Annotated in this window: 8 protein-coding genes and 1 pseudogene; 2 read left to right on the top strand and 7 right to left on the bottom strand. The window is 43.1% G+C overall.

Going from position 1 to position 9,770, the window contains the following annotated elements; translation table 11 throughout:
• Positions 1-146: 146 nt before the first annotated feature.
• From CWE15_RS11735 to CWE15_RS11765, 7 genes and pseudogenes are all read right to left on the bottom strand, one after another.
• Complete coding sequence (locus CWE15_RS11735; RefSeq protein ID WP_476692295.1) at positions 147-593, bottom strand: DsbC family protein; 447 nt, start codon at positions 591-593, stop codon at positions 147-149.
• A 144-nt stretch (positions 594-737) separates the two neighbouring features.
• Positions 738-2,183, bottom strand: a complete 1,446-nt coding sequence (locus CWE15_RS11740) for a sigma-54-dependent transcriptional regulator (RefSeq protein ID WP_000369162.1) — start codon at positions 2,181-2,183, stop codon at positions 738-740.
• Between the two features lie 2 nt (positions 2,184-2,185).
• Positions 2,186-3,718 carry a phospholipase D-like domain-containing protein gene (locus CWE15_RS11745; RefSeq protein ID WP_126758278.1) on the bottom strand — a complete coding sequence of 511 codons (1,533 nt, stop codon included), beginning with the start codon at positions 3,716-3,718 and terminating at the stop codon, positions 2,186-2,188.
• A gap of 12 nt (positions 3,719-3,730) precedes the next feature.
• A complete protein-coding gene (locus CWE15_RS11750) occupies positions 3,731-4,840 on the bottom strand; it encodes a hypothetical protein (RefSeq protein ID WP_126758279.1) in 1,110 nt (369 codons plus the stop codon).
• Positions 4,837-7,566 carry a DEAD/DEAH box helicase family protein gene (locus CWE15_RS11755; RefSeq protein WP_126758280.1) on the bottom strand — a complete coding sequence of 910 codons (2,730 nt, stop codon included), beginning with the start codon at positions 7,564-7,566 and terminating at the stop codon, positions 4,837-4,839. Before CWE15_RS11755 ends, CWE15_RS11750 begins: the two co-directional genes overlap by 4 nt.
• Positions 7,567-8,195: 629 nt before the next feature.
• Positions 8,196-8,346 (bottom strand): annotated as a pseudogene (locus CWE15_RS11760) (nucleotidyl transferase AbiEii/AbiGii toxin family protein); the annotation flags it as partial.
• Positions 8,339-9,130, bottom strand: a complete 792-nt coding sequence (locus CWE15_RS11765) for a type IV toxin-antitoxin system AbiEi family antitoxin (RefSeq protein ID WP_126758281.1) — start codon at positions 9,128-9,130, stop codon at positions 8,339-8,341. The gene CWE15_RS11765 and the pseudogene CWE15_RS11760, both read right to left, overlap by 8 nt.
• Before the next feature lie 111 nt (positions 9,131-9,241).
• Here CWE15_RS11765 and CWE15_RS11770 point away from each other — a divergent pair, with 111 nt between their 5' ends.
• Both CWE15_RS11770 and CWE15_RS12155 read left to right on the top strand, forming a co-directional pair.
• Positions 9,242-9,412: a type II toxin-antitoxin system RelE/ParE family toxin gene (locus CWE15_RS11770; protein WP_420807760.1), complete on the top strand. Its 171-nt coding sequence runs from the start codon at positions 9,242-9,244 to the stop codon at positions 9,410-9,412.
• A gap of 13 nt (positions 9,413-9,425) precedes the next feature.
• Positions 9,426-9,548: a helix-turn-helix domain-containing protein gene (locus tag CWE15_RS12155; protein WP_275065514.1), complete on the top strand. Its 123-nt coding sequence runs from the start codon at positions 9,426-9,428 to the stop codon at positions 9,546-9,548.
• Positions 9,549-9,770 lie beyond the last annotated feature (222 nt).

Below are 9,770 nucleotides of genomic sequence, written 5' to 3' on the forward strand. Positions count from 1 at the left end.
TCGAACATGCACAAGAACTTGCCACTCAGTGGCTTTGGCTTTATAACAACGAACGGCCTAACACGGCCATCGGAGGCATTCCGCCCAAACAATTAACGCAAGCGGTTCATTAATTCTACGAATAACTACTGCTTAAAATGGGGGGATTACACAAGCACTGGCACAGGGAGTACTTGGAAGGTGTATTCTTTGGTGAGCGGTAAGGCTTGCTTCAAAAGCTCATGGCAGTGCGGGCATCGTGGATCAACAAAGACCACCACTTTCTTTTTGCCTTCGCCCAGCGTCAGTGGGTTCAAATCATCCATTTTTAAGCCAAGACGACTTAAGTCCAGCGTGTTCCCCGCTTCACGAATTTCTTCAAGGCTGGTAAGCGGCTTTTTGGACCAGGCATCATAGAGCGTGCCATCAATGACGAACCGGCCACTGTCTGACATGAAAACAATACGGCCATTGCTTTCGACCGCTTTCATACCCGTGACAGGTAAAGAAACCATGCCGTCAATTTTGCCAACGGGCGACACTTCAGACACAGGTTCAGCTTGAACCAAAGGAGACAGCGCAAGCGCCAGAATGATTGGAGATAGTTTTCGCATGAGGAGTCCTCGTTAATGTAAATCGAGGCTCCAGTCTATGCAGTTGTCCTATGTGGACTCGGTTAGATAGATTGAAGAATTTGTCGTCTTGCTAAGCAGCACCAACACCAAATCTTAATGAAAACAATCACACACTAAAATAACTCAGTTGTCTCTCATATACTTTTGCAAAGTTTTTTGATCCACCTTCAATGCTTCCGCGGCTTTAACCCATGTACCGAATTGCTTTTTGGCAGCTGTTGCAAATTCCTTATGAAACGCTTTCGTTAACTCATCCTTAGTTGTCTTGGATAAATCACCAAATGCAAACCTTGTGTCAGGACTATCTTCCTGGATAACAGGCTCGCCCAACGCAGCTAATGAGCTAGAGATTGCCGACTCTGTAGTTTGAGAGCTCAAAAACGCACAAGACATGTATGCCAGTTTTTTTAGGTCACGTAAGTTACCTGGTAAATATGCCGAGTTAAAAAACTGGATTAATTCATTTGACACCGGAGCTTCCGCAGGCAGATTGGGGTTAACATTAACTTCCTGCCAGATTCTTTGCCAATCCGACAGAATATCTTCTCTGCATGCACGAAGTGGAGGTATTGTTATTGTGAGCATGGATACACGATCAAAGAAATCAGCATCGAGTATCGTTGCCAATTGCTCAAGTGATTTATTACTCGCACAAACTAGCTCGAAGTCAGATGCTTCCTCAGTGTCACTTCCAACAGGGCGAAAACTGTGATGGTTATCTTGAAGCACTCGAACCAGCTTTCGCTGAACCGAAGTTGGTAAATCTTGAATCTCATCCAAAAACAAAACTTTTCCATTTGCTTCTTTCAAAAGTCCATTGCGATCCTTTTCCGCCCCAGTGAAGGCACCTTTTACGTGGCCAAACAACATACTATCAACCACTTGAGAATCTAGTCCTCCACATGCAAGCGTAACAACCTGCTTTTGCTTTACCTTACCGACAACGGTTTCAATTAGCCTCGTTTTCCCTGTACCACGTTCACCCAGTACAAGTAACGGAGCTTTGGGAACACAAGAGAACTGCTTTAACGTTTGTAATGCATCCTGCCTTGCTTTTGATTTAGGGTCTAAATCGTAAAGGGCGTAACCGCCCTCTGAACTTGAAATAGCAGAGATCTCTGCCAAATACGTATTTACACTGAAATCAACTTTGGCAATGCTGGTTCTTTTGGTATCGGGGTTATATTGTGATGACCAGAGGATTGTTTCGCGTGGAAAATGCCCCCGAGCATGAAGAATCAACCAAACCGCATGCATCGCCGGAGTTCCCGGCGATACATTGATATGAAGATTCTGTTCAAGCTTTAGCTCTGGAATAATCTCAGACTCTATTGCGTGATAAATTTCGTTGTGATCAGCTGGGTTCTCGATAGCTACAGTTCGAAAGGTAATCTGTATATCGCCAAATTCATGCTCTTTGTACAGACTGTTATCCCCAGCTGACTGAGTAAGAACAATTACTTTGCCAACATAAACTTTACGATTCTTAAGCCGCTTTAACGCTTCGTCTAATACCTCAACCCCAGCTCTTTTTGAGTGCCAACAAAGCAGTGTGTTTTTGTTATCCAAAGTTACGCCTCCAATACAATTCGGGCGTTTGGCAATTCACTTTGCTTCAGCCTTTTTGCCATGGCAAGTTCGTATTCTTGACGAACTGTAATAGCTAACTGTTTTTTTGTCAGTCGAACAACCTTTGGCTCATAACTCTCTCTAGGCGATCCTGAATCCTGCTTCTTAGAAGTTTCATCCTTAGCCGTTAAAGGTTTGAAATACTCTGGACTGGCGTTAGTGATAACTGGCGGCTCTATACGCCATTTATACTCAATCTTGTGCGATGTTTTTTCCCGCCAGTTTGCATTGGGTATTTTTGGGTGCTTATCCATATCAGACAAACAATCTGCTTTTATAGGTGATAACTCAACAATGTCTACTTCGCTGACTGAGTACCTCTTGAATGTATTATTTTCCCAAGCTTCAAAACCACCAGAAATCATCCCTAGACTCATGTCGATGCTCAATTCATTGTGGCTATTAGTTAAAAACATATCTAAGCAGTTCATCAGCTCTTTTACCTGAGTACCGGTGAGTTTTACGCCTAACTCAAAGCCTTGATCCATACCATGCGCTTGAAAATTGGCCGACATCACCATGCCATGCATTCCATCTACTACAATCGCTTTGGCATGTAGCCATTTAAAACACATCACCGATGCACCAGCCTGTTTCATAGCCAACAACGCTGGCATGGCTGCGGGTCTTTGGCGAGATAGAATGGTGACTTTTAGCCCCGACTTCGCACGTTCACATATTGCTTTTACAAGCTGATGGTCCTCTTGCCATCCAAAACTCGATATGATGAGTTCATTTTCCGCTTGATTGATCAACGCTAATGCGTGTTCCCTAATTCGAGCGTCTTCACTCGATGTGACCAGTATTTCAGTTAATTCCCTTGGATATCTGACATTGCCCGGCGACTTATATGCTGAGAATTCACCACGGCTTGTCATATGGTGCTGCGCACTCTCGAAGATTGCCCAACGGAACACATTCACGATCTCAGCTATTTGATGGCGTGAAAGCGCGACCCCCAGCTCTTCATTTCGTAAAAGTGCTTCTTCTGTAAGGTTTGCCGTTAAAAGCAACCCTTTAGCATTACCAGTTTCATGTAATGCGTCTATAACAACGGCTTTTGCGTGGAAATGCGGTGCAGATGCAAAGTGAACATGTCCAGACAATTTGTTTAACATTTCCTTATGCTGCACAAGACACTTCTTACCAAAGTCATCGTCAGGCACATCGCCATCAAGACGAGTCTCACATGCCAATAGTATGTACACACGAACTTTGCGCTTTGCTGCTTTTAGGACAGCAGATTCGACATTCTCATCAGCAAGTAAAAACGTACTAAGAATAACCGAGTGCTCAGCATTATCGATTAATTCGACAACTCTTGATTGCAGCTCATTGCAGAACAAAGAGCTATTTATAGGTTGCGGATCAGATACCTGTTTAGGTAAAACAGGCAAAAGCACAGGGGGCAACTTGGTATTTGATTGATCAACAATCTTAGTTTCAGTCTTAGTAAACTTTTCAATTAAATTCATCACTATTATTCCTTATAGGTTCCAATCATGGCCTGCAATGACATGCCAGGTATGCTGATTTTGCTGGTCTTCTTCAGTCCAAAACTGATTTGCCAACTCAGCCCTATCAGGTAGTGTGAAATTCCAACTTTTAAAAGGTTCGAGTGCTTTTTCTCTCCAAACTTGGTACTTGCTATTAGTGGCATACATATTGATATTTTTCTCTAATCTCCATTCAGCCCACTTTTTAGCATCCAATTTAGTCAATGCTGATATAGAAATATTGTGTAACTTCATCGCATCAAACAGACCCAACTTGTGAACAGATGGTCTTTTTACGTTTACTGAGCGCTTCATATTGATTCGCTCAGATTCAGTAGTATTTTCGAAAACCACTGACAAGATTTCAGTTTGCTCATCCCATTGTTCAAGCAAGCCCTCACTATGCAGAAGTACCTTCAAAACTTGCTGACGACTGATTGGTTCAACCCGACGTGAAAATATAAGATCCTTTCCGCGCTTCACATCGACATTGCCATCAGTCACATTCCACTCGATGTAATACGGTTTTCCTTGAGGTGAGATGCGCTCACCTTTGAGTTCAATTTTGTCAACGCGTACTTCCGAACCTCCACCTATTGGTTCAACCTTCAGGCCACGAACGTCTTTGACTAGTTGAGGAACCTCAACGAGTCGCTTTGCTCTTTCATTTAGCTCATTTCTGTTTTTTCCAAGTCCGATCGACGCTGCACTAGGCTCTGTGTGCGCATCAATAGTAAGAAGTGGATGAGGCAATAAAGGCTCATGACAAACGCAAAGGCTCCAACACCCATCTTCTGGCACTAGGATTTGATCTTTCTCAAGGGCAATCAGTCCTGATTCAGTGAGCCTGTATTGGTCTCGATTAGACTCAGCAAGCCCATATAATCGACATATGTTTAGTAACCTATCAGCAACTACACGACGTCCGATTTTGTCCCCAAATAAATGCTCGGAGCACTCAGCAGAACTCGCATTCGGATAATCTTGAAGGAATTGCAGCACGCAGTTAATTTCTGGACGGCTATCTGCCAGCGCGATTTCACCCTGTATGAGCCAACTTTCAGTCTTAATTTCTCGTTTTAGTATGATGTCCTGGCTCATAGTGCCTCCTGTGATTCAGTCTCGATTGTTGTAGACCAGTAAGAATTGCTGGCAAAAGTACCTAACACACCCGATGCCTTTTGCATTGCAGAGCGGTTTCCGTACACAATGAGCTGATGCTTGGCCCTCGTAATTGCCACATTCAAGCGATTTGGGCTTTCAAGAAAACTCGTGGGATGGTTATTTGCGAAACTAAGCATGACAAAATCAGCCTCATGCCCCTGAAAACGGTCTACGGTACATATCTGAATATCAATATACGGTGAGGATTTTTCACCTCGATAGAAATGCCTTACTCCGTGATGATTTCCCGTCCACTTTCGTAAAGCTCGACGTATAGCTCGCTCTTGAGCCCGATAGAATGCCAAAACAGCAACTTCCCAAGGCTTTTGTTGGTTTTTCTCAACATTTGGGTTTGATTTTGCCCAAGAATCAAAGCGACTTAATTCTTTTAATATTTCTTCTACTTCAGCGGTGATTTCACCTTCTTTGCCTTTTCGACCTTTAACATCGTGCCATATACAACGATGTGAGCCGTTTCGGTATCCCCAGTCCCGCTTTTCAGCTTGGCCATCAGGACTTTGCAGTGCTTTTTCATGGTATATATGTACTCGGGAAAACTCGGCAATGTCTGGATGCATTCTGTGCTGGTAACTAAGCCGTATTTGTCGTTGTTCCAAAACACTGGCTGGAAGTCCATCAGACAGAGCGGTGCCTTGTTTCTGATACTCTGTTCGTTCAAATCCAACTTGCAGTGATTCAAGGATAGAAGGCAGTGCGATCCTACGTACCCTGTCTATTGCAGTGAACGTATCTTTTTCTGAGTCAAATGGTAGTAGCGCTTTGATATCTTCCTCTAACTTATTAACAGTTTTAGAACTTCCGTTAGATTCTGTATTTAGGCGCTGTTCGTACATACGAGCCAGTCGCCACGCTAACTGGGATTCCCAGCTATCGGACTCGGTCTTGATTTTTGTACGAGTTAATCTCGAATGCGCTGCAAGTCGCATTTCTAACTTTTCCGGTAACGCAGGCAGCCCCCTTATGGTCGTCAAATCCAGGGGGAGGTGATTAGCATTCTGAGCGATGAACGCTGACGAACCAAGGACTACTGATGCGTAAGGGAGATCTGTCTTCGGACCTTTAGATGATGCAACCAATACATTTTTGGACTTTGCTTGCTGATGATAAAATTCAATTGTCTTTTCATCGTCAGTGCAAACCAAGGATACTTCTCGTTTCTGAATATTGATTTGTCGAGCAGAGAAAATATCTGCGCATGCTTCTCGCTGATAACTATCCTGTAAACATGGCTGCAAATTTACTTCGGTAGCTTCATCATCAACATAAGGTGAAAGCTGTTTTGGGTCTCCCACCATGATCCAACGCTTGGCAAGTACCGCTGGCACCAAAAACTCTTGAAAAGTTGTTTTTGATGCTTCATCAATAATCATCACATCGAAGATTGGCGATGTTGATTGTTTATTTTTGATATCAGGATGCTGAAGCAACCCAATAGTTGTCCCGCAAACTAAATTCGCCGCTTCAAGAACAAGACGCTCAACAATATGTTTACCTTCACCGACCTTACTTTTAAGTAACTTCTGACTAACTGAAATGTGCGGTTGTTGCTGAAGATGTTTTAGCAATCTTGTGCGTTCAGTTTTAACAAACTCTTCCAATTGCCATGGCTTTGCCTTTTGAGAAACGCTTGATTTATCTCCAATCCGTACAGGTAACACCATGTCGCGATAAATATTTTCTTCAGACATCATTCGTTCAAGAACATTGTCAACAGCAACGTGTGTTGATGCACAAAGTAAGATCCGCTTACCTCGCTTTATTAATTGAAGAATCAGTTCGCAAATGGCTGTAGTTTTGCCAGATCCTGGGGGGCCTTCAAGGAAGGCAAAGTCTGGTGTATTGAGTGCAATATTTACAAACTCACGCTGCTGAGATGTTCCCTCTCTTGCTCCATCGGTAAGAACGTAGTAGTCATCGTTAAATAAGTGCTCATCATAAGGAACATTCGGCCACTTAGCATGATCCTTACCTTCAAACAGCCTCAATAGCGGAAGATGGTGAATAGAAGGGGTGTCTTGTAAGCTTTGTAATGCATTAATCTGACACTTTAACTGGTATGTGTTTGGACGAATAACCAAATAGTCGTGGTCAGGTAAACGATCCAATAACAAGCTGTCATTCTCTACATTTCTGTCCAGGACTGAAATTGCGTTGGATTTATTGAATCCAACATTGCTTTGTGATTTCCCAGTCAAATGCCAACCATAACCGTCTGGACACTCATACGACGACAGCCCATTGCCTAATTCACTCGCAATTTCGTCCGCGTGTTCCTCAGTTGCATAAGCCATTTTAGGTTTACCGTGACTCCTACAATTTGGGCATTCTCTAGCGGCACTACCCACGGCTTTCCATCTAGCGGGGCTTGCTTCGTATACCGTGTCGGTACTTTCATCTAAAAAGAGCTTTAAGTTCTTTTCGAAATCACCGCAGTTATCGGCAGGCTCAACTAATTGTATCCATACTCCACTTTGAGCATCGTCCAGCTTTTCCCAAGCTATCGCTTTAACAGCCTTCGTACTTTCTAGGTATTTTCGAGTGGTGTCTAAATACTTATAAAAGTCACCAAGACCACTCACTGCTTTACTAAGCAGGATGTCTGGCCTGTGAATTCCTAAGTTTGCGTATCTTAATAACGCCATGTTTAGTCCTTTGATCGAATGAGTTGTTCATCCTAAATATCAAGCATCGTGCCAACAACCTTCGATTTAAAGGCCTCATTAATTGCGCAGCATCGAACAAACAAAGGTTTTTATAGGAATGTATTTTTCACACCCTCTGGGTAAATTTATAACCCATAAGTACCATTTTGTACATCACATAACTCTCATGAAGCCAAGACAATGAAAAGAACCCAAACAACTTTACTTTGGCTACTTCTAATTGAAACGCCGTCATGATAAACGGGTACGGGTAGGATGACGCCCAAGCCGTCAGATATCTGGCCGCTTGGGCGTTTTTGTTGTTATAAGGAGCCCAGTAAAACAGCGCTGATTGCTGGAACGGTTGTGCCAATGACTTCTTGAGTGCTGGCAACGATAGGTAAGGTTGCAGACATAACACTTTTATCGCCTACAAGCGATGACAGAAGCGCCGTTGCTAGCCAACCGGTTTAGCTGAACCCGTTTTTTTACACCTATGTGGACTCGGTTAGATAGATTGAAGAAATCGCAATCTAACTAGGGGGCTTATAGCTCGTTGAGGTTTGTTATAAACGAATTACTCGTCGTTTGCGTTAACAAGCCAATCATCAAGCACTTGCTTCAATTTATCTAATTGCAGCCCTGACATTAATCAAAGCCTCATCTCTTGGTTCAAGTGGAAGATAAGCAAGATCAATATCTACAGATAACCGAGGATACCACAGGCAGCATTCTCATAAGCAAAGAAACCTGTTTGTAGTATGGGCTATCTTTATCCATTATGTTGTTCACCTTTTTTGACGCTTAATATCTCTGGCACTGTGATTTGATATCGCTCATCAAAACGTCCTTTTTCGACAACCTGCCGCTTTCCTGCACCCAATTTAATTCTTGTTTCATCTATGCGATTGACCCACTGGTGATCGTAGTATCGACCCAGAAATAGAAATATTCGGTTTGCCTGAACAGAGCTGCTTCGTTCAAGAATATCTTGTACTTTTCTAGGGCTAAGATTGACTAAACCCTGAAATAATTCTGCGACATGCTCAAATGAAATCAGCTTCCCAATCCCGTCTACCACTTCATAGGCAGCAAGTTCTGCACAGCTGACCGTGAGTTCTTTCTCTTTAACCGTGATCCTTTTCAAATCTTTCTCGGGATTTACTTCAAGCTTATGGTTCCCACAGTAAAACCAATTCTGATAAGGGAATTCACGAAACCATTTTGGTAAGGACGACTTGTTTTTAACGCAAATCCAAACTTGCTCTTTGTTCAGCTGTAAATAGTGACTCAGTCCTTGGTGAGTTAAGCTGCTCAATCCAGCCAAATGAACTGAAACGCCCAATTGCACATCTAATGCTTGAATGGCATCAACCCAAGTTGGCTTTATATCGCCTTGCGCATTTGGACGATAGTACACACCAGAACTAAGCTTCTTCAGCCAACCGTTCTGCGCGTACTTTTGAGCCAACGAGTAGCTCACGCCGTTTTCAGTCAGCCATTGCTGAAGTACTAGCGCACCAGGAGAAGTATGAGCAACAAGCCAGTTTATCTTAGATGACATTTTAACCCCCAAAGTGTTAATATCACGAACAGTATAAACCACATAGTTTACCGTGACAGGTATTTTAATACTTTAGGTGTTAATATAGCAAATACCGTAAACCAAACTCCCATGATTAAGCTTTTAGAGCTGATGGAAAAGCATGGTGCAAACTTAGGGCCTCCTCATACTGAGTCCATGGGCGATGGGTTATTTGAAATCCGAGCCAAAGCTCAAGAAGGTTTTGGTAGAGGCTTATTTTGCTACTTAAAAGGGAAGCACATTTATGTGTTACACGATTGACCAATTGCTTACCATGAGAACAAAGGCGGGACTTACTCAAGAACAAGTTGCTGAAAGAATGCATGCCCAAAAGAGTAACGTCAGTCGTTTAGAAAAAGGGAATGCCAACCCAAGTTGGTCAACTCTTCTAAGTTAAGGAGTATCGAAAGTAGTGGGGCATTTTCCCTGAAATGGGCGCAAGATACAATATTGCACCGTCAGGCAATGCCTTTTCCGCCAGGCAGTGCCTGACCTTGTATCTCTCAAGGTGACGTGTTTAGCTAACATTTCACCAGTGGAGTAAGTGAGGCTGAGCCTGCCCTTAGTCATAAAGACTGTAACGTAGATTGGCCCCTTACTCCATGTCCTCATTCAAACT

It is taken from the genome of Aliidiomarina taiwanensis, from assembly GCF_003987015.1.
Lineage (GTDB): Bacteria > Pseudomonadota > Gammaproteobacteria > Enterobacterales > Alteromonadaceae > Aliidiomarina > Aliidiomarina taiwanensis.

Coding starts and splice junctions, on each gene's coding strand:
- CWE15_RS11770 (WP_420807760.1), top strand. CDS start 9,242: ATGATTAAGCTTTTAGAGCTGATGGAAAAGCATGGTGCAAACTTAGGG.
- CWE15_RS11765 (WP_126758281.1), bottom strand. CDS start 9,130: ATGTCATCTAAGATAAACTGGCTTGTTGCTCATACTTCTCCTGGTGCG.
- CWE15_RS11745 (WP_126758278.1), bottom strand. CDS start 3,718: ATGAATTTAATTGAAAAGTTTACTAAGACTGAAACTAAGATTGTTGAT.
- CWE15_RS11755 (WP_126758280.1), bottom strand. CDS start 7,566: ATGGCGTTATTAAGATACGCAAACTTAGGAATTCACAGGCCAGACATC.
- CWE15_RS11735 (WP_476692295.1), bottom strand. CDS start 593: ATGCGAAAACTATCTCCAATCATTCTGGCGCTTGCGCTGTCTCCTTTG.
- CWE15_RS11750 (WP_126758279.1), bottom strand. CDS start 4,840: ATGAGCCAGGACATCATACTAAAACGAGAAATTAAGACTGAAAGTTGG.
- CWE15_RS12155 (WP_275065514.1), top strand. CDS start 9,426: ATGAGAACAAAGGCGGGACTTACTCAAGAACAAGTTGCTGAAAGAATG.